Source organism: Paraburkholderia adhaesiva (genome assembly GCF_021390575.1).
GTDB lineage: Bacteria > Pseudomonadota > Gammaproteobacteria > Burkholderiales > Burkholderiaceae > Paraburkholderia > Paraburkholderia adhaesiva.
The window spans coordinates 1,336,253-1,356,686 of sequence record NZ_JAJEJQ010000001.1 but is presented as its reverse complement, the minus strand read 5'-3'; the positions used below and the strand labels follow the sequence as shown (position 1 = coordinate 1,356,686).

The following is a 20,434-nucleotide window of genomic DNA, read 5'->3' as shown; positions in this document are numbered from 1 at the left end:
GACCGCGGCGAAAGTGGCAGGCTAAAGAGGTGGTGGCGCGTCAGACGTCGCCCGCCAGCACCTGGGCGATATGGAGCACGCGCGTCGCGGTATCGCCGGTCCTGCGCAAGCGCCCTTCGATATTCAGCATGCAGCCGAGATCGCCGAGCACCACCGCGCCCGTGCCGCTGGCCCGCACATTCGCGCATTTCTCGTCGGCGATGGCGGTCGATATCGCCCCGTACTTCACGGCGAAGGTCCCGCCGAAGCCACAGCAGTGCTCGCAATCCTTCATCTCGCGGACTTCGACACCACGCTGCGCGAGCAACGCGCGCGGCTGAGCCTTCACGCCAAGCTCGCGCAAACCCGAGCAGGAATCGTGATAGGTGACCGGCCCCTCGAATTCACCGGGCGTCAGCGAGACCTTCGCGACGTTGACGAGGAAGTCGGTCAGTTCGTAGACGCGCTCGCGCAGCTTGCCGTAGCGGCCCATGAGTTCGGGGTCGTCGCGGAACAGATCTCCGTAGTGCACGCGGATCATGCCGCCACACGAACCCGACGGCACCACGACGTAATCGAACTGCTCGAATTCACGCAGCGTTTTCTCGGCGAGATCGCGTGCGAGCGAGCGCTCGCCGGAGTTGTAGGCGGGCTGCCCGCAACAGGTCTGCGCGGACGGCACCACCACTTCGTAGCCGGCCTGCTCCAGCAGTTTGATCGTCGAGAAACCGATCTCGGGACGCATTGTGTCGATCAGACAGGTGACGAACAAACCAACTCGCATGGCGGCTCCTCTCATAAACCGTCCCCGATTATGCGACGTTTCGCGCACGCTACCAACGCATCATTGCAGGCCGTCCGTGATGACGCGTAGCAGCATATAGGGCCGCCTCATGCTTCCTTTTTTCACCATACGAGATACAATGAGCTTCCGCTTCACGCGTCAACCGAATACGAACCCATGAGCGAAAGTGGCAACACGCCCGATCAGAAGACGTCCATTCAGGTGATCGAGCGGATGATGCGCCTCCTGGACGCACTCGCCGCGCACAGCGATCCAGTCAGCCTCAAGGAACTGGCGCAGCGCACCGAACTCCATCCCTCCACCGCACACCGAATCCTCAACGACATGGTGAGCTGTCGACTCGTCGACCGCTCAGATCCGGGCACCTACCGGCTCGGCATGCGTCTGCTGGAACTCGGCAATCTTGTGAAAGCGCGCCTCTCGGTGCGTGACGCCGCGCTCACGCCGATGCGCGAGCTGCACCGCCTCACCGGCCAGACCGTGAATCTGTCGGTACGCCAGGGTGACGAGATCGTCTACATCGAGCGGGCCTACTCGGAGCGGTCGGGCATGCAGGTCGTTCGGGCGATTGGTGGACGCGCGCCGCTGCATCTGACATCGGTCGGCAAGCTCTTTCTCGCCGCCGACGAAGCCAACCGCGTACGCGCTTACGCCACGCGCACTGGCCTCTCGGGTCACACGCGCAACAGCATCACCGACCTGAGCCGACTCGAGCGCGAGCTGGCTCACGTGCGCCAGCAGTCGTGTGCGCGCGACAACGAAGAACTGGAACTGGGTGTGCGCTGCATCGCAGCGGGCATCTACGACGACACCGGCAAGCTGGTCGCAGGACTCTCGTTGTCGGCGCCCGCCGACCGCCTGCAGGATTCCTGGCTCGGCCAGCTTAGCAAGACCGCACTGGTCATCTCCGAATCGCTCGGCTACCACCCCGAGCCCGCCGAGGGCGCCTCGCAGACTGCGTAAGCGCCGCGTCGCGCATCGACGGTACAAAAGCAAACGCCCCGCAATGACGGGGCGTTTCGCATTGGAGGCAGGCTCAGGGCCGATCAGGTCCCCGGACCACCCGCGTCCGCACTGGTGATACGCGGCTGCTGGTCGGCGCCGCCGGCGTCAAGCCACGCACGCACGCGTGACGCGTCCGCAAAGCGCGAGTATTTGCCGCTCGAATCGAGCAGCACCATGATCACCGGACGGTTGCGAATGGTCGCCTGCATCACGAGGCATTCACCCGCTTCGTTGATGAAGCCAGTCTTCTGCAGACCGATGTCCCACGACGGATTGCGAACCAGCGCATTCGTGCTGTTGTAGGCGATCGTGCGCTTGCCCGTGTACACATCGTAGCTGTGGTCCGTCGAGAACTTCCGGATCATCGGGTACTGGTACGCGGCGTTGGCCATCTTCACGAGATCGCGCGCGCTCGAGACGTTCTGGCTGGAAAGGCCCGTCGAGTTCTCGAAGTGCGTATCCGTCATGCCGAGTTGCTTCGCCTTGGCGTTCATCGCCGCGATGAACGCCGGACGTCCACCCGGGTAGAAACGGGAAAGCGCTGCCGCGGCGCGGTTCTCCGATGCCATCAGCGCGATGTGCAGCATGTCCTCGCGCGTCAGCACCGAGCCCACAGAGAGGCGCGAACCGGTGTTCTTCTCGTAGTCGCGATCTTCGTCCGAGACTTCGATCGAATCCGTGAGCGGTTCCTTCGAATCGAGCACGACCATCGCGGTCATCAGCTTCGAGATCGAGGCGATCGGCACGACGGCGTGCGAGTTCTTGTCGAAGAGCGGTTCGAGCGTGTTCTGGTCGACGACGTAGGCAACGCCCGAACGCAGCGCCAGCGCGTCCGGCGATTCATGCAGGCCGAACGCCTGGCCGACGCTGGGTTGACGCGGCTCGAACGTCACACGGCGCATCGCCGTGTGGTGGTGGCCGTTCATCGTATAGGTCACCCGCTTTCTCTTCACGACCGGGCGCGCTGCGTCCTCACCGGACGCGGCAGCGCCCGACGCTTTGGCAGACTTCTGTGAGACCTTGGCCGGCGCCGTTGCTGCGGGCGCCGAAGCGGGCGCGACCTTTTTGGCGGCCTTTTTCGCCTTCGTGGTTTTGGCTGCCGGGGCATCTTGCGTTGCAGCGAAGGCGCTCATGGGCGCGGCAATCGTTGCACTGATGGCCAGGGAGACAGCCACCGACAACACGGTGCTGGCCATTGCACCGTGCATCAGTTTGAACGACAGGAGCTTGTCCGATTTCATTGGTGTTCTGGATGGAGCGACAGGATCGTTCGCCAAGTGTAGTAAAACAACGAAAATTACGCAAATTGAAGCACTTATCTACGCTCATTAAACCGAAGTCTGACCTTCGATTTAAGCAACCGATAGCTTTCAAATACCCGATTCAAAACAGCAATCGCAATGCCGGACCACCCTTCCAGCACGGCACCGTCTTCGTTTGCACGGAGTTAACGGCACCGGCGGAGTCAAACTTGATTTCGGGAAAAAATACCGGGAAACGATCGCGTCGGGAATTCTGATTCGAGAGCGATGGGTCCTTAACGTGCTAACTCGGAATTTGGTGGACGCACTCAGGACAATCCCTCATCAGTCTGCCGTAATTCCGAAACACACATCAGTTAGCGCGATAACACATCTTGCCAGATGCAGCGGGGTTTTGCCGATTGCGATCCTCGACGTCACCTGTTATGCCCCTCGAAGCGCAGCGATCGCGCCCCAATCAGCACGCATAAGTATCTGTTTAATAACAAATTAATGACATTGTGCGACGCACAAATAATTCTTGACTTTCTTTGACGTCATCCTAAAATCGGTACCAATGCTGCGACGCACAAAGCGCGCAGCAGACCACCTGAGTCTTGCCACTTACTTACACGGACCGCATCAGACGGCCCGTCATCAATCCAGGAGCGTAAACATGAGTCTGCTGACCCCTGAGCAATTCGCCGCTGCCCAGAAGGCCAATCTCGAAACCCTCTTCGGTCTGACCAGCAAGGCATTCGAGGGTGTGGAAAAACTCGTCGAATTGAATCTTCAGGCCGTTCGCTCGAATCTGTCGGAAACGCAAGAGCACGCACAGCGCGCGCTGTCCGCGAAGGACGCGCAGGAGCTGCTGGCCCTCCAAGCCGGCTATGCCCAGCCGCTCGCTGAAAAGGTGCTCTCGTATGGCCGTCACGTCTACGAAATCGCCTCGGCCACGCAAGCCGAATTCGCGAAGGTCGCCGAAGCGCACTATGAAGAGCAAAACCGCAAGGTGCAGTCGCTCGTCGACAACGTCGCGAAGAACGCCCCGGCCGGTTCCGAGACGGCTGTCGCCGTGATCAAGTCCGCGATCAACGCGGCTAACACGACGTACGAAACGGTTCAAAAAGCCACGAAGCAAGCCGTGGAAATGGCCGAAAGCAATTTCAACGCAGCCACCGCTGCCGCCAGCAAGGCCGCCGCACAAGCGTCGCGCTCGGCTGCCGCTTCGGCCAAGAAGCCCGCTTAACGTCTGGTTGTGCCGAGAGCGGGCACGCGCGAGGTGAAGTGACGCGCGCCCACCGCCGGACCTGACGCTCCAGCATGCCGGCAAACGGCACGCTGCTTGCCCGGTCTTAAGTGGCCGGGAATTTTTGGCACGCGGCCGCCCTCTCGCAGCACACCAGCGGAACCCATGACAAAACGGCGCACCCCTCGCGGGGTGCGCCGTTTCCATTTGTTCACCGCAAAACGCGCTTACTTTTTCTTTTGCGGCGGAAGGTCCGTGCAGACGCCTTCGTACAGTTCGGCGGCCATGCCGATCGATTCGCCCAGCGTCGGGTGCGGGTGGATCGTCTTGCCGATGTCCTCCGCGTCCGCGCCCATCTCGACGGCGAGACAGACTTCGCTGATGAGGTCACCGGCGTTCAGGCCGACGATGCCACCGCCGATCACGCGATGCGTCTCTTCGTCGAAGATCAGCTTCGTGAAGCCTTCATCGCGGCCGTTCGCGATCGCGCGGCCCGATGCGGCCCACGGGAACACTGCCTTGCCGTACTTGATGCCTTCGGCCTTGCACTGGTCTTCGGTCTTGCCGGCCCAGGCGACTTCCGGATCGGTGTAGGCCACCGACGGAATCTGCAGCGCGTCGAAGTATGCCTTCTCGCCATGCGCCGCTTCCGCCGCCACGTGGCCCTCATGCACGGCCTTGTGCGCGAGCATCGGCTGCCCGACGACGTCGCCGATCGCGAAGATGTGCGGCACGTTGGTGCGCATCTGCTTGTCGACGTCGATGAAACCACGATCGGTTACCGCGACGCCAGCCTTGTCTGCGCCGATCTTCTTGCCGTTCGGCGAGCGTCCGACGGCGACCAGCACGAGGTCATAGCGCTGCGGCTCCGCGGGCGCCTTCTCGCCTTCGAACGTGACGTAGATGCCGTCGGCTTTCGCCTCGGCCTTCGTCGTCTTCGTCTTGAGCATGACGTTCGCGAAGCGATTCGCGTTGTACTTTTCCCAGACCTTCACCAGATCGCGGTCCGCACCGGCCATCAGGCCGTCGAGCATTTCCACGACATCGATCTGCGCGCCGAGCGTCGAATAGACCGTCGCCATTTCGAGGCCGATGATGCCGCCGCCGATCACGAGCATCTTCTGCGGGATCTGGCGCAGTTCGAGCGCACCGGTCGAGTCGACCACACGCGGATCTTCGGGCATGAACGGCAGCTTCACCGCCTGCGAACCGGCCGCGATGATCGCCTTCGCGAACTTCACGACCTTCTTGCCGCCCTCGCCCACCACTTCCATGTGGTGCGGATCGACGAACGAACCGAGGCCGGTCACGACCTCGACCTTGCGCGCCTTCGCCATGCCCGCGAGACCGCTCGTCAGTTTCTTGACGACGCCGGACTTGAAGTCGCGGAGTTTGTCGAGATCGACCTGCGGCTTGCCGAACGTGATGCCATGCGCGGCCAGTGCTTCGGCTTCCTCAACAACGAGCGCCGTGTGCAGAAGCGCCTTCGACGGAATGCAGCCGACGTTCAGGCACACGCCACCGAGTGTCGAATACCGCTCGACCAGCACGGTCTTCATGCCGAGGTCGGCTGCGCGGAACGCAGCCGAGTAGCCGCCAGGGCCAGCGCCCAGTACGAGCATGTCGCATTCGATGTCAGCGCCACCGCTGTAGCTGCCCGCCGCAGGTGCGGGTGTGGGTGCGGATGCCGCGGCCTTCGGTGTTTCCTGCTTCGGCGCTTCCGCCTTCGGAGCAGGTGCAGCCGCGACCGCAGCTGCGCCAGCGGAAACCTCAACCAGCGCGATCACGGTGCCTTGCGAGACCTTGTCGCCCTGCTTGATCTTCACTTCCTTGACGGTGCCCGCGACGTCGCTCGGCACTTCCATCGTGGCCTTGTCCGACTCGAGCGCGAGCAGCGTCTGTTCTTTTTCGATGACGTCGCCGGCCTTGATATTGACCTCGATGACATCGATGTCCTTGAAGTCGCCGATGTCCGGCACTTTCACTTCGACGAGACTCATAGTGTCCCCTTGTGTCGACCGGAGTCGGCGCTTTAGCGCTTACTGCGGTCCCATTACTTTGCTAGATCGACGGAAGCTACCGGCTTGCCGCCCTACGCAGTGGGCGGCAAGCCGGTCAGCGAAGCGGCTTTACAGGATCACGCGGCGGAAATCGCCGAGGATCGAGACGAGGTACGCGTTAAAGCGTGCAGCTTCCGCGCCGTCGATCACACGGTGGTCGTACGACAGCGACAGCGGCAGCGTGAGGCGCGGCACGAACTGCTTGCCGTCCCACACCGGCTTCATCGCGCTGCGCGACAGGCCGAGAATGGCCACTTCCGGCGCGTTGATGATCGGCGTGAAGTTCGTGCCACCGATGCCGCCGAGCGACGAGATCGAGAAGCAGCCGCCCTGCATCTGGTCGGGCTTGAGCTTGCCTTCGCGCGCGAGCTTCGACAGTTCGGCCATTTCCTTCGCGATATCGACGAGACCCTTCTTGTCCGCATCGCGGATCACCGGAACGACGAGACCGTTCGGCGTGTCGGCTGCGAAACCGACGTGGTAGTACTGCTTGAAGACGAGATTGTCGCCGTCGAGGCTCGCATTGAAAGTCGGGAATTTCTTCAGCGCGCCGACGCAGGCCTTGATGACGAACGCGAGCATCGTGAACTTCACGCCCGACTTCTCGTTTTCCTTGTTCAGTTGCACACGCAGCGCTTCGAGGTCGGTGATGTCCGCTTCGTCGTTGTTCGTGACGTGCGGAATCATGACCCAGTTGCGGTGCAGGTTCGCGCCCGAGATCTTCTTGATGCGCGAGAGCGGCTTCGGATCGATCGGACCGAACTTCGTGAAATCGACCTTCGGCCAGGGCAGCAGGTTCAGCTCGCCGCCCGCGCCGCCGGCTGGAGCCGCGGCAGCCGGCGCAGCCAGCGCGCCCGTCATGACACCCTTCACGAACGCGGTGACGTCGTCCTGGGTAATGCGGCCCTTCGGACCCGAACCTTGCACGCGCGACACATCGACACCGAGTACACGCGCGAACTTGCGCACGGACGGCGACGCATGGCTCGGACGGCGCGTGCCGCCTTCACCTGCCGGAATGATCGGCGCCTGCGCCAGTGCCGACGGTGCGACAGCCGCGGGTGCGGCCGCTGCGGGCACAGGTGCGTCCGACGGCACTTCGACCGGTTGCTTCGGCGCGGGTGCGGCGGCGGGAGCGCCTGCACCTTCGGCCTCGATCACGAGGATACCGGTGCCTTCGGAAACTTCATCGCCGACCTTGACCAGGATTTCCTTGACGACGCCGGCTACCGGGCTCGGCACGTCCATGGTCGCCTTGTCCGATTCGAGCGTGACGAGCGACTGTTCCTTCTCGATGCGGTCGCCCACCTTCACGCCGATTTCGATGACCGGCACACCCTTGTAATCGCCGATGTCCGGCACCTTGACCGTTTGCACGCCGCCACTCGCAGCGGCCGGTGCAGCAGCAGGTACTGCAGGCGCAGCCGGTGCGGGTGCTGCAGCGCTCGCCGCAACCGGTGCAGGCGCGGCGGCAGCGCCTGCGCCATCCAGCACCAGGACGAGCACGCCTTCCGACACGTTATCGCCTACTTTGACTCGCACTTCCTTGACCGTGCCCGATGCAGGGCTCGGCACGTCCATGGTCGCCTTGTCGGACTCCAGCGTGATGAGCGACTGCTCTTTTTCGACGGTATCACCCGCCTTGACCAGCACCTCGATCACAGGAATGTCCTTGTAATCGCCGATGTCCGGCACCTTCACTTCGATCGTTTGACTCATTGTTGTGTCTCCGGGGCTGCATGCGAGAGGCCTCCCCGCTTCGGAGAGGCCGCGCATGCGATGCACAGGGGTGATGCGTTAGACGGTCATCGGGTTGGGTTTGGACGGATCGAGGTTGTACTTCGCAATGGCGTCTGCCACAACCTTGCGCTCGATCTTGCCTTCGTCCGCGAGCGCGCTGAGCGCCGCAACCGTCGTCCAGTAACGATCGACTTCGAAGAAATGACGCAGCTTTTCACGCGTATCCGAACGGCCGAAACCGTCGGTGCCGAGCACCACGAACTTGCGCGGAACGAGGCCGCGGATCTGGTCAACGAGGGCACGCACATAGTCCGTCGATGCGATGACCGGACCTTGCGTGTCCTTGAGCAGCTTCTCGACGTGCGATTCGCGACGCGGCTCGCTCGGATGCAGCAGGTTCCAGCGCTCGATTTCGTGACCTTCACGCGCGAGTTCCGTGAAGCTCGGCACGCTCCAGATATCGGCTTCGACGCCCCACTCGTTCTTGAGCAGGTCGGCGGCGGCGATCACTTCGTTCAGGATCGTGCCCGCGCCCATCAGTTGCACGCGCGGATTCTTCGAGTTCGCGTCGCCCTTGCGGAACGAGTACATGCCCTTGATGATGTCCGCCGCCACTTGCTCGCCCTGCGGAATCGCCGGGTGCTCGTAGTTCTCGTTCATCACCGTGACGTAATAGAACACGTCTTCCTGGTCCTGCACCATGCGGCGCAGACCGTCCTGCATGATGACGGCGAGTTCATAGCCGAACGTCGGATCGTAGCTCACGCAGTTCGGGACCGAAGCTGCCCACATCAGCGAGTGGCCGTCTTCGTGCTGCAGGCCTTCGCCGTTCAGCGTCGTACGACCTGCCGTGCCGCCCAGCAGGAAGCCGCGCGAACGCATGTCGCCTGCCGCCCACACGAGGTCGCCGATGCGCTGCATGCCGAACATCGAGTAGAAGATGTAGAACGGCACCATGATCTCGCCGTGCGTCGAATACGACGTCGCGGCGGCGATCCAGTCGGCCATGCCGCCGGCTTCGTTGATGCCTTCCTGCAGGATCTGGCCGGTCTGCGATTCCTTGTAGAACATCAGCTGGTCGGAGTCTTCCGGCACGTACTTCTGGCCGTCCTGATTCCAGATGCCGATCTGGCGGAAGAGGCCTTCCATACCGAACGTACGCGACTCGTCCGGCACGATCGGCACGACGCGCTTGCCGAGCGCCTTGTCCTTCAGCAGGATGTTCAGGATCCGCACGAACGCCATCGTCGTCGAGATCTCGCGGCCTTCGCCCGAGCCCTTGAGCAGCGGCTCGAATGCATCGAGCGCAGGCACCGGCAGCGACTCCGCCTTCTGGCGGCGCGCAGGCAGGTAGCCGCCGAGGTCCATGCGCTTCTGGCGCATGTAATCGAGTTCCTTCGAGCCTTCCTCGAACGTGAGGTAAGGCACGTCGACGATCTGTTCGTCGGTGATCGGCAGACGGAACTGGTCGCGGAACTTCTTGAGCTGATCCACCTGCATCTTCTTCTGCTGGTGGGTGATGTTCATCGCCTGGCCGGCTTCGCCCATGCCGTAGCCCTTGATCGTCTTCGCGAGGATGACGGTCGGTTGGCCCTTGGCGTTGCTGGCTTGCTGGAACGCCGCGTAGATCTTGTGCGGATCATGGCCGCCGCGGTTCAGGTTCCAGATGTCGTCGTCGGACCAGTCGGCGACGAGCGCCTTCAGTTCCGGCGAGTTGAAGAAGTGCTCGCGCACGTACGCGCCCGACTCCGACTTGTACGTCTGGTACTCGCCGTCGACGACTTCCATCATGCGGCGCATCAGCGCGCCCGATTTGTCGCGTGCGAACAGCGCGTCCCAGCGGCTGCCCCAGATGACCTTGACGACGTTCCAGCCGGCGCCGCGGAATTCGCCTTCCAGTTCCTGGATGATCTTGCCGTTGCCGCGCACCGGGCCGTCAAGACGCTGCAGGTTACAGTTGATGACAAACACGAGGTTGTCGAGACGCTCGCGGCCGGCCATGCCGATCGCGCCGAGCGATTCCGGCTCATCCGTTTCGCCGTCGCCGAGGAAGGCCCAGACCTTGCGGCCGTTGGTGTTCGCAATGCCGCGCGCATGCAGGTACTTCATGAAGCGCGCCTGGTAGATCGCCATGATCGGGCCGAGGCCCATCGAGACGGTCGGGAACTGCCAGAAGTCCGGCATCAGCCAGGGGTGCGGATACGACGGGATGCCCTCGCCGCCCACTTCCTGACGGAAGTTGTCGAGCTGCTTGACCGTCAGGCGGCCGAGCAGGAACGCGCGCGAGTAGACGCCCGGCGACGAGTGGCCCTGCACGAAGATGAGATCGCCGCCGTGTTCCGCGGACGGCGCACGCCAGAAGTGGTTATAGCCGACGTCATAGAGCGTCGCGGCCGAGGCGAACGAAGCGATGTGGCCGCCGACGTTCGTGTGCTTGCCGGCGCGCAGCACCATCGCCATGGCGTTCCAGCGCGTGTACGAACGGATGCGGTGTTCGATGTCCTGGTCGCCGGGATTCTGTGCCTGGTCGGCGACCGGGATGGTGTTGATGTACGGCGTGTTCGCCGAGAACGGCAGATGCTCGCCATGCACGCGGGCGAACTCGATCTGCTTTTCGATCAAATAGTGGGCGCGGTCGGGACCGACCGTCGAGATGACGCCGTCCAGTGCTTCAAGCCATTCGGCGGTTTCCTGGGGATCTTCGTCCTTGTCGGCGGCTACGTACTTCAGGACTTCGTCGGGTACAGCGGACATGCTCGTCTCCTGTGTCGAACAGAGTTGGCGCTTTAGCGCCTTACTCTGGTCCCATGCCCATAAGGGCGGAAAAGGGCTGTTGATCGGACCATGCGGGCGACTTGCCCGACACGAGCCAGGGCCAACCGCAATTACTTTCGGGCGATTGTAATGACCCCCCACGGCCTAGCGCAACAAAATTTTCGAATGGCGAGATGTAATTTTATAATATGAAAAAATGTTGCAGTGCACGCTTAATCGTTCGCGAACCTGCCGCGATAACGGCCAGTTTGCGCCCGTTTATCGGCCAAATACCGCTTTTTTAGCGGCAATTCCGTGTCTTACGCTGAGCTACAATCCTTGCCATGTTGACCGAACGGCTTTTCGCACGCTCGGCGCGGCCGCCCGGTTCGCCCGGCGACTCGACGCCGTCTCGCTGGCACCACGGACCCTGGTGGTCCAATTCCTATTTGCTCACGCCGCTCCTGTCGATCCTGGTGTTCCTGGTCGTCATGAGCCTGATCCTGTGGAGCCTCAACCGCCGCGAGCAGCAGCAGCAGGAAGACACGCTGTACCGCAATGTCGCGTGGGCCCAGCAGCAGATCCGTCTTTCGATGACGGGCGCGCAAGAACAGCTCCAGGCGCTCGCGCGCGACCTCGTCGCCGGCCACGCCGACCCGAAGTCCTTCCAGGTGTCCACCACGGACATCATGCAAGGGCATCCCGAGATTCTCTACCTGAACTGGTATACGACCGAGGAACAACCGCGCTGGCCGAGCACGGCCATGCCGATGTTCGGCCAGCGGCTCGCGAAGCCAAGCGACCAGCAGATGGATGAAGCGGTCAAGGCTGCTTTCGCCGAGGCGCGGGCGACGCGCCGCCAGGTCTATTCACCGATCATCTACGACGATCTCGGCAACGGGTACATCACGCTGCAGACACCTGTATACCGCGACCGCGAATTTCTTGGCTCGATCGCGGCCGTGTTCTCGATCGAAGGCATACTGAAGCGCGACATCCCGCCCGAGCTGTCGGCCAAGTACAAGATCTCGATCATCGACGCGAACAATCGCGAGCTCGCCACCACCTCGACGCGTCCGCGTTTGCCGCGTGACGTGTACTACGACCTGCCGCTCGACCCGCCGGGCCAGGGCCTCTCCGTGCGCGTGTACTCGTACCCGCAGATGACCAACTTCACGAACAACACGCTCGTGTGGCTGGTTGCGGGTCTGTCGTGCTTCGTGCTGTGGAGCCTCTGGAGCCTGTGGAAGCACACGCGTCAGCGCTTCGAGGCGCAGCAGGCGCTCTATGCGGAAGCGTTCTTCCGCCGCGCGATGGAAAATTCGGTGCTGATCGGCATGCGGGTGCTCGACATGCACGGCCGCATCACGCACGTGAACCCCGCGTTCTGCCGCATGACCGGATGGGACGAAAGCGACCTCGTCGGCAAGAACGCGCCGTTCCCGTACTGGCCGCGCGACGCGTACCCGGAAATGCAGCGCCAGCTCGACATGACACTGCGCGGCAAGGCGCCCTCTTCCGGATTCGAATTGCGCGTGCGCCGCAAGGACGGCTCGCAGTTCCATGCGCGGCTTTATGTCTCTCCGCTCATCGACAGTTCGGGCCGTCAAACCGGCTGGATGTCGTCGATGACGGACATCACCGAACCGAAGCGCGCCCGCGAAGAACTCGCCGCCGCGCACGAGCGTTTCACCACGGTGCTGGAGAGCCTCGACGCCGCCGTGTCCGTGCTCGCCGCCGACGAAGCCGAACTGCTGTTCGCGAACCGCTACTACCGTCACCTGTTCGGCATCCGGCCGGACGGTCATCTGGAACTGGCAGGCGGTGGCGGATTCGATTCGGCGAACGCGTCGTCGGACTCGATCGACATGGTCGACGCCTTCGCGGGACTGCCTGCCGCGGCGCTCACCGAGAGCACCGCCGACGCGCAGGAAGTGTACGTAGAGAGCATTCAGAAGTGGTTCGAGGTGCGGCGCCAGTACATTCAGTGGGTGGACGGTCACCTCGCGCAGATGCAGATCGCAACCGACATCACCACGCGCAAGCAGGCCCAGGAACTCGCCCGCCAGCAGGATGAAAAGCTGCAGTTCACGAGCCGCCTGATGACGATGGGCGAAATGGCGTCTTCGCTCGCGCACGAGCTGAACCAGCCGCTCGCCGCGATCAACAACTATGCGTCAGGCACCGTCGCGCTCGTGAAGTCAGGACGCGGCGCGCCCGAGAATTTGCTGCCCGCGCTCGAAAAAACGGCGCAGCAGGCCGTGCGCGCCGGCATGATCATCAAGCGCATCCGTGAGTTCGTGAAGCGCTCCGAACCGAAGCGCCAGGCCGCGCGCGTCGCCGACATCGTTGCCGACGCCGTGGGCCTCGCCGAAATCGAAGCGCGCAAGCGCCGCATCCGCATCGTGACCGACATGCGCTCGCGCATGCCTGTGATATATGTCGATCCGGTGCTGATCGAGCAGGTGCTCGTCAATCTTTTGAAGAACGCCGCTGAAGCCATGGCCGATGCCCGTCCGAACGCAATGGATCCGGTGATCCGCGTCGTCGTGAAGCGCGATGGCGGCAATGTGTGCATCAGCGTCGTGGACCAGGGCCCCGGCGTGGACGAAGCCACGGCCGAACGCCTCTTCGAACCGTTCTACAGCACCAAGTCCGATGGCATGGGCATGGGGCTGAACATTTGCCGTTCGATTATCGAATCGCACCGCGGGCGCCTGTGGGTGGTCAACAACGTCGAAGCCGACGGCCACATCAGCGGTGCCACGTTCCATTGCAGTCTGCCGATCGGCGAAGCGGACACACCGTCACGCGACGGCACCGAAGAACCGACTCCAACAACCGTTACGGGAGAGCCATGAACAGCCCAGTCACCACTCAGGAAACTGTCTTTGTTGTCGACGACGATGAGGCAGTACGAGACTCCCTGCGCTGGCTGCTCGAAGCGAACGGCTACCGTGTGCAGTGCTTCAACAGCGCGGAAGAGTTCATCGAGACGTACCAGCCTGCGCAGCAAGCCGGGCAGATCGCCTGCCTCATTCTGGACGTTCGGATGCCCGGCATGAGCGGGCTCGAACTGCAAGAGCGCCTGATCGCCGAGAACGCCGCGCTGCCGATCATCTTCGTGACGGGCCACGGCGATGTGCCGATGGCCGTCTCGACGATGAAGAAAGGCGCGATGGACTTCATCGAGAAGCCGTTCGACGAAGCCGAGTTGCGCAAGCTCGTCGAGCGCATGCTCGACAAGGCGCGCAGCGAGAGCAGCAACGTGCAGCAGCAGCGTGCTGCCGCCGAGCGCCTCGGCAAGCTGACCGCACGCGAGCACCAGGTGCTCGAGCGCATCATCGCAGGTCGTCTGAACAAGCAGATCGCCGACGATCTCGGCATCAGCATCAAGACCGTCGAAGCGCACCGCGCGAACATCATGGAGAAGCTGAACGTCAACACGGTCGCCGACCTGTTGCGTCTCGCGCTCTCCAACAAGCCGCAGCAGCCGCAACAGTAAGCGGCGGCACCGCCGCAGCGGTCTCACGTCCCGTGCAACCGCCCGCCCCAGTGGCCGGGCCGGTTCGCGGGACGCTTTGCATTGGCGCACGCGTTGCATTCGCCCGCGCACTCCCCCGCGCCATCCCCGCACGCCGAAGCGCCCGCTGGGCGACGGTATAATATCGGCCTTCGCAACGGCCCCGCCCGGATCGCGCCGCGCACTTCCGTTGCTCCCGCCTTGCCCATTCTCGACCTCGACCGACCATGACAGCCACCCTCATCGACGGCAACGCCCTCTCAAAGCTTCTGCGCACCGACGTCGCCACACGCGCCGCCGCCCTCACCGCCCGCGGCCATCGACCGGGTCTTGCCGTCGTGCTGGTCGGCGACAATCCGGCTAGCGAAGTCTACGTGCGCAACAAGGTGAAGGCCTGCGAGGACAACGGCCTCTACTCGTCGCTCGACCGCTACCCCGCCACGCTCTCCGAAACCGACCTGCTCAAGCGCATCGACGAACTGAACAATGACCCGAAGATCCACGGCATCCTCGTGCAACTGCCGCTGCCGAAGCACATCGACAGCCACAAGGTGATCGAAGCCATCGCGCCCGAGAAGGACGTGGACGGCTTTCACGTCGCCAACGCGGGCGCGCTGATGACGGGCCAGCCGCTCTTTCGTCCGTGCACGCCCTATGGCGTGATGAAGATGTTCGAGGCGTACAAGATCGCTCTCACGGGCGCGAATGCAGTGGTGATCGGCCGCTCGAATATCGTCGGCAAGCCGATGGCCATGCTCCTGCTCGAAGCTGGAGCGACCGTCACGGTCTGCCACAGCAAGACGCGCGATCTCGCGGCGCACACGCGCGAGGCGGACGTCGTCGTGGCGGCCGTGGGCAAGCGCAACATCCTCACCGCCGACATGGTGAAGCCGGGCGCGACTGTGATCGATGTGGGCATGAACCGCGACGACAACGGCAAGCTCTGCGGCGACGTCGACTTCGCAGGCGTGAAGGAAGTGGCCGGACACATCACGCCGGTGCCGGGCGGCGTCGGCCCGATGACCATCACGATGCTGCTCGTCAATACGATCGAAGCAGCCGAGCGCGCCGCGGCGAACGCCTGACTCGCTTTCACTTTCATGACTCTCGCCGCGCCGCGCGCGCGGCCAGCGGCATAGAACAAGCGGCCTTTCGGAGGCCGCTTTTTTACGCCCACGTCCGGCACTCAACGCTACGCGTTGCAGTAGGATCGGCTAAGACAGCAATTCGCCGTCGCACGCCGACATCTGTTAATTTTGCAGGCGTTGCCCGGTTGGAAAGTGCGCACCGCGCCCCAATAAACGAACTATCGGGGTCCGCGCGATGCATCGACGCATCGACGCACACCCGCCGGACTCTTTCACATCGAACCGCGACAGACAGGACACAGGACGCATCATGGCTACTACTCCCTCCGATAATCCGCTGCTCGACTTCACCGGCCTGCCGCGCTTCGGCGAAATTCGCCCCGAACACGTGACGCCCGCGCTCGACGTGCTGCTCGCCGATGCGCGTGCCGCCGTGGACCGCGCCGCACAGCCGATGACGCCCGCGCAATGGAGCGATGTGGTCGAACCCGTCGAGCGCGCCAGCGAGCCGCTCTCTCGCGCCTGGGGCGTCGTCGGCCATCTGAATGCCGTAGCCGATACGCCGGAACTGCGCGCCGTCTACGGCGAGAACCTGCCGCGCGTGACCGAGTTCTGGGCGAGCGTCGGCCAGAATCTCGCGCTCTACGAGAAGTACAAGGGCATCACCACGCACAACTCGTTCGAACTGCTTTCGGGCGAGCGCAAGAAGATTCTCGACAACGCGTTGCGCGACTTCCGCCTGTCCGGCGCCGAGCTTCCCGAAAACCAGAAGCCGCGTTTCGCCGAACTGCAGGAACGCCAGGCAGCGCTCTCGAAGGCGTTCTCCGATCACGTGCTCGACGCGACCAACGGCTACGCGTTCTACGCCACGAGCGAGGCGGAACTGGTCGGCCTGCCCGAAGACGTGATCGCAGCCGCGCGTGAAGCCGCCGAACGCGACGACAAGGAAGGCTGGAAGTTCACGCTGCATTTCCCGTCGTATTTTCCGGTGCTGCAGTATTCGGAAAACCGCGCGATGCGCGAAACGATGTACCGCGCGTATGTCACGCGCGCATCGGAACTCGGCCCGGTCTATGGCAGCGGCAATGCCGACTGGGACAACACGGAAATCGTCGCCGAGCAATTGAAGCTGCGCGCAGAAGAAGCGAAGATGCTCGGCTACGACAACTTCGCAGAAGTCTCGCTCACGCCGAAGATGGCGGAATCGCCGCAACAGGTGATGAGCTTCCTCGAAGACCTCGCGACGCGCGCGCGCCCGCACGCCGAAAAGGACTGGGAAGAGCTGCGCGAATTCGCGGCAAGCGAGCTGGGTCTCGCTCAGATTGAGCCGTGGGACATGGCTTTCGCCGCCGAGCGCCTGCGCCAGAAGCGCTACTCGTTCTCCGAAAACGAAGTGAAGCAGTACTTCCCCGAGGACTTCGTGCTGCGGGGACTCTTCAAGGTCACGGAGGCGCTCTTCGGCGTTCGCATCCGCGACGACAGCGCACCCGTATGGCATCCGGACGTGCGCTTCTTCCGCGTGGAAAACACCGACGGCACACTCGTCGCGCAGTTCTATCTCGACCTCTACGCACGCGAAGGCAAGCGCGGCGGCGCGTGGATGGACGACGCGCGCTCGCGCCGCAAGCTCGAAGGCAACGGGGTGCAGACGCCGGTCGCGTATCTCACCTGCAATTTCTCCGCGCCGGTCGGTGGCAAGCCCGCGTGCTTCACGCACGACGAAGTCATCACGCTGTTCCATGAATTCGGCCACGGCCTGCATCACATGCTCACGCGCGTGGACGAACTTGCCGTGTCGGGCATCAACGGCGTTGAGTGGGACGCCGTCGAACTGCCCTCGCAGTTCATGGAAAACTTCTGCTGGGAGTGGGACGTGCTGCGCGAAATGAGCTCACACGTCGATACCGCGAAGCCGCTGCCGCGCGAATTGTTCGACAAGATGCTCGCAGCGAAGAACTTCCAGAGCGGCCTCGGCACACTGCGCCAGATCGTGTTCTCGATGTTCGATATGGCGCTGCACGTCGACTTCGAAGCATCGGCGGGCAAGAGCGTGAACGACCTCGCGCGCGAAATCAACGGGCGCTATCACGTCATTCCGCAGGCTGCGTTCTCGCGCTGGCCGAACACGTTCAGCCATATTTTCGCGGGTGGCTACGCGGCGGGTTACTACAGCTACAAGTGGGCCGAAGTGCTTTCCGCCGATGCGTACGCCGCCTTCGAAGAAGCGGCGCAGGCGGCAAAGTCGAGCGTGCTCGATGCGGCTACCGGCACGCGCTATCGCAAGGAGATTCTGGAAGTGGGCGGCAGCCGCCCCGCGATGGAATCGTTCAAGGCGTTCCGCGGACGCGAGCCGAGCATCGACGCACTGCTGCGCCACAACGGTATGGAGCAGCCGCCGGCGCACTGATCGGGCGTAGCTCGACCTGAAAACGAACCGCGCACGGACTTGTCCCGTGCGCGGTTTTTTTGCGTGCCGCGCTAGCGATGCAACCTGAAATCGACGCTTGCGGGCCGCCCCTCAAGCGCGAGCGCCGAGCGCTGCGCGGGCTGACGGCTCACCACCCTGCCCCGGCTCACCACCGCGAGTCGCGTCGCACGCAAACGGATCGCTTCGACAGGATCGCGCGCATCGAGCACGACGCAATTCGCCGCGCAGCCGGGTGCGATGCCATACCCTTCAAGACCGAGAATCTTCGCTGGATTCACGGTGACCGCATCAAAGCATGCGCGCGATGCGGCCACGCCGGTCATCTGCGCGACGTGCAATCCCATCTGTGCGACCTCCAGCATGTCGCCCGAACCGAAGCTGTACCACGGGTCCATCACGCAGTCGTGGCCGAATGCGACGTCTATGCCCGCGGCCATCAGCTCGGGGACGCGCGTCATACCGCGCCGCTTTGGATAGGTATCCGAACGACCTTGCAGTGTGATGTTGATCAGCGGATTCGCGATTGCCGCAACGCCAGCCTCACGCATCAGCGGCAATAGCTTGCTCACGTAGTAGTTGTCCATCGAATGCATCGACGTGAGATGCGAGCCCGCGACGCGGCCAGCCAGGCCGAGCCGGTGTGTTTGCGCGGCAAGCGTTTCGATGTGGCGCGAGAGCGGATCGTCGGACTCGTCACAATGCATGTCTACGCGCAGGCCCTTCTGGGCCGCGAATTCGCAGAGCAGCCGCACGGATTCGGCGCCGTCGGCCATCGTGCGCTCGAAGTGCGGAATCCCGCCCACGACATCGACGCCCATCGCGATGGCGCGCTTGAGGTTGTCGAACGCGCCGGCACTGCGCAGCAAACCGTCTTGCGGAAACGCCACCAGTTGAAGATCGAGATACGGCGCGACGCGGCGTTTGACCTCCAGCAGCGCCTCGACGGCCAGAAGCCGTTCGTCGCAGACATCCACATGACTGCGGATCGCGAGCAGTCCGCGCGCGACGGCCCAGTCGCAGTACTCCAGCGCGCGATCGACTAGCGCCTCCTGCGTGAGATGCGGCTTGAGTTCGCCCCACAGCGCGATGCCCTCGAGCAGCGTCCCCGACGCGTTCACGCGCGGAAGGCCGTACGAGAGCGTGGCGTCCATGTGAAAGTGCGCGTCCACGAATGGCGCTGTAACGAGCGCGCCCGCAGCGTCGATCTCCTCGCGCGCCTGCGCCGCGAGTCGCGGCTCGACGGCGGCGATACGGCCCGCGTCGATACCGATGTCGACTGTGGGATGGCTATCGGGATGTCCATGCGCGAGCACAGCGTGGCGGATGATCAGGTCCATGAACGGCTCCTCCTCGTTGCGCCGATTCTATCGGCGCCGGAAAAGCAACGCCAGCGCAACGCCGCCTATGCATCGGGTTCGAGAGCGTCCTCGTCTGGATCCTTGTCGAATAGTGCAAACTGACCACGCAGCGCGGGGTTATCTTCCTCGAGCCGCACTCCCACGCCAAGCAGACGCACCGCCTGCTTGCGCCGCGCAAGGCCCTTTTCGAGCAGCGCGAGGAACGTCGGCAGATCGGTCGCGTCACCGACACACTCGACCGTCGTGCGCTGGAAATTCGCGAAGCGGACCTTCACGAAAAGCTTGCGCACCGCGTGTGCACAGCCCGCCCGTTCGATGCGCGCGTCGAGTTGCATCGCGAGCGGCTTGAGCGCATCGCTGCACGCTTCGAGCGTGAGCAGATCGTTCACGTAGGTCGTCTCGACGCTGACCGATTTGCGCTCCTGGTCCGCCAGCACGGGGCGCTCATCCTGACCGCGCGACAGTTCGTAGAGCCGCTTGCCGAACACACCGAACTGGCGGTGCAGATCGATTAGCGACCAGGTGCGCAACTGCGCGCACGTCGAGAGCCCTAGTTTTTCGAGTTTCGCAGCAGTGACCTTGCCGACGCCATGAATCTTGCGCACCGGCAGCGCGGCCACGAACGCGTCGACCTCATGCGGACGCACGATGAAGAGGCCGTCCGGTTTATTCCAGTCCGAGGCGATCTTTGCGATGAACTTGTTCGGCGCGACGCCCGCCGAGACCGTCACGCCCACCGTCGCGCGCACGCGTTCGCGGATCTCCTGCGCAATCAGCGTCGCACTGCCCTTGCAGCGCGTGGTGTGCGTGACGTCGAGATAGGCCTCGTCGAGCGAGAGCGGCTCCACGTCAGGTGTGTAGTCGCGATAGATCGCCATGATTTGCCGCGATGCGACGCGATACTTTTCCATCGCCGTGGGCAGGATCAGCAAATCCGGACACTTGCGCATCGCCATTGCCGACGACATCGCCGAATGAATGCCGAAGCGCCGCGCCTCGTAATTGCAGGTCGCGATGACTCCCCGTTGGTCGGGCCGCCCGCCGACGGCAATCGGACGCCCGCGCAACGACGGATCGTCGCGCATTTCGACCGATGCGTAGAAACAGTCGCAGTCGCAGTGAATGATCTTGCGAGTGGCGCTGTTTGCGTCTGACTTCGACGAGGCGGAAGATGGCGCGTTCAAAGTGACGATACTGTACAAAA

General features: G+C 63.3%; 13 protein-coding genes. 6 read left to right on the top strand and 7 right to left on the bottom strand.

Translation table 11 applies throughout. From position 1 onward, the window contains the following. Positions 1 to 40: 40 nt before the first annotated feature. A complete protein-coding gene (locus L0U80_RS06060; RefSeq protein ID WP_233863075.1) occupies positions 41 to 763 on the bottom strand; it encodes a (Fe-S)-binding protein in 723 nt (240 codons plus the stop codon). A gap of 177 nt (positions 764 to 940) precedes the next feature. Between L0U80_RS06060 and L0U80_RS06055 the strand changes: the two genes are divergently transcribed. After that, on the top strand, positions 941 to 1,747 hold the full coding sequence (locus L0U80_RS06055; protein ID WP_233863074.1) for an IclR family transcriptional regulator: 807 nt from the start codon (positions 941 to 943) through the stop codon (positions 1,745 to 1,747). An 83-nt stretch (positions 1,748 to 1,830) separates the two neighbouring features. Here the strand turns inward: L0U80_RS06055 and pbpG are convergent, their stop codons facing one another. Further along, the gene (pbpG, locus tag L0U80_RS06050) at positions 1,831 to 3,030 is read right to left on the bottom strand and encodes a D-alanyl-D-alanine endopeptidase (RefSeq protein ID WP_233863073.1); all 1,200 of its coding nucleotides are present in this window, start codon (positions 3,028 to 3,030) and stop codon (positions 1,831 to 1,833) included. 676 nt (positions 3,031 to 3,706) lie between these two features. Here pbpG and L0U80_RS06045 point away from each other — a divergent pair. Then, positions 3,707 to 4,279 carry a phasin family protein gene (locus L0U80_RS06045; protein ID WP_233863072.1) on the top strand — a complete coding sequence of 191 codons (573 nt, stop codon included), beginning with the start codon at positions 3,707 to 3,709 and terminating at the stop codon, positions 4,277 to 4,279. A 227-nt stretch (positions 4,280 to 4,506) separates the two neighbouring features. Here L0U80_RS06045 and lpdA read toward each other — a convergent pair whose 3' ends face one another. The 3 genes from lpdA to aceE all read right to left on the bottom strand — a co-directional run bounded on the left by lpdA (position 4,507) and on the right by aceE (position 10,833). After that, positions 4,507 to 6,279, bottom strand: a complete 1,773-nt coding sequence (lpdA, locus tag L0U80_RS06040) for a dihydrolipoyl dehydrogenase (protein ID WP_233863071.1) — start codon at positions 6,277 to 6,279, stop codon at positions 4,507 to 4,509. A 129-nt stretch (positions 6,280 to 6,408) separates the two neighbouring features. Then, a complete protein-coding gene (gene aceF, locus L0U80_RS06035) occupies positions 6,409 to 8,058 on the bottom strand; it encodes a dihydrolipoyllysine-residue acetyltransferase (RefSeq protein WP_233863070.1) in 1,650 nt (549 codons plus the stop codon). A 78-nt stretch (positions 8,059 to 8,136) separates the two neighbouring features. Beyond that, the gene (gene aceE / locus L0U80_RS06030; protein WP_233863069.1) at positions 8,137 to 10,833 is read right to left on the bottom strand and encodes a pyruvate dehydrogenase (acetyl-transferring), homodimeric type; all 2,697 of its coding nucleotides are present in this window, start codon (positions 10,831 to 10,833) and stop codon (positions 8,137 to 8,139) included. A 344-nt stretch (positions 10,834 to 11,177) separates the two neighbouring features. On the opposite strand from aceE, the gene fixL reads away from it, so the two are divergent. The 4 genes from fixL (at position 11,178) to L0U80_RS06010 (ending at position 17,851) form a co-directional block, all read left to right on the top strand. After that, positions 11,178 to 13,694 (top strand): oxygen sensor histidine kinase FixL, encoded by a 2,517-nt coding sequence (gene fixL / locus L0U80_RS06025; RefSeq protein ID WP_233863068.1) that lies wholly within the window; start codon positions 11,178 to 11,180, stop codon positions 13,692 to 13,694. After that, positions 13,691 to 14,338: an oxygen response regulator transcription factor FixJ gene (gene fixJ, locus L0U80_RS06020; RefSeq protein ID WP_233863067.1), complete on the top strand. Its 648-nt coding sequence runs from the start codon at positions 13,691 to 13,693 to the stop codon at positions 14,336 to 14,338. The genes fixL and fixJ overlap by 4 nt, the downstream gene beginning before the upstream one ends. 245 nt (positions 14,339 to 14,583) lie before the next feature. Beyond that, entirely contained in the window at positions 14,584 to 15,441 is an 858-nt protein-coding gene (gene folD / locus L0U80_RS06015; RefSeq protein WP_233863066.1) for a bifunctional methylenetetrahydrofolate dehydrogenase/methenyltetrahydrofolate cyclohydrolase FolD, read from the top strand. A 313-nt stretch (positions 15,442 to 15,754) separates the two neighbouring features. Continuing rightward, the gene (locus tag L0U80_RS06010) at positions 15,755 to 17,851 is read left to right on the top strand and encodes a M3 family metallopeptidase (RefSeq protein ID WP_233863065.1); all 2,097 of its coding nucleotides are present in this window, start codon (positions 15,755 to 15,757) and stop codon (positions 17,849 to 17,851) included. A 71-nt stretch (positions 17,852 to 17,922) separates the two neighbouring features. Here the strand turns inward: L0U80_RS06010 and L0U80_RS06005 are convergent, their stop codons facing one another. Next, positions 17,923 to 19,209, bottom strand: coding sequence for an amidohydrolase family protein (locus L0U80_RS06005; RefSeq protein ID WP_233863064.1), 1,287 nt, complete (start codon positions 19,207 to 19,209; stop codon positions 17,923 to 17,925). Positions 19,210 to 19,274: 65 nt separating this feature from the next. Next, positions 19,275 to 20,432 (bottom strand): DNA polymerase IV, encoded by a 1,158-nt coding sequence (dinB, locus tag L0U80_RS06000; RefSeq protein ID WP_444544279.1) that lies wholly within the window; start codon positions 20,430 to 20,432, stop codon positions 19,275 to 19,277. Positions 20,433 to 20,434 lie beyond the last annotated feature (2 nt).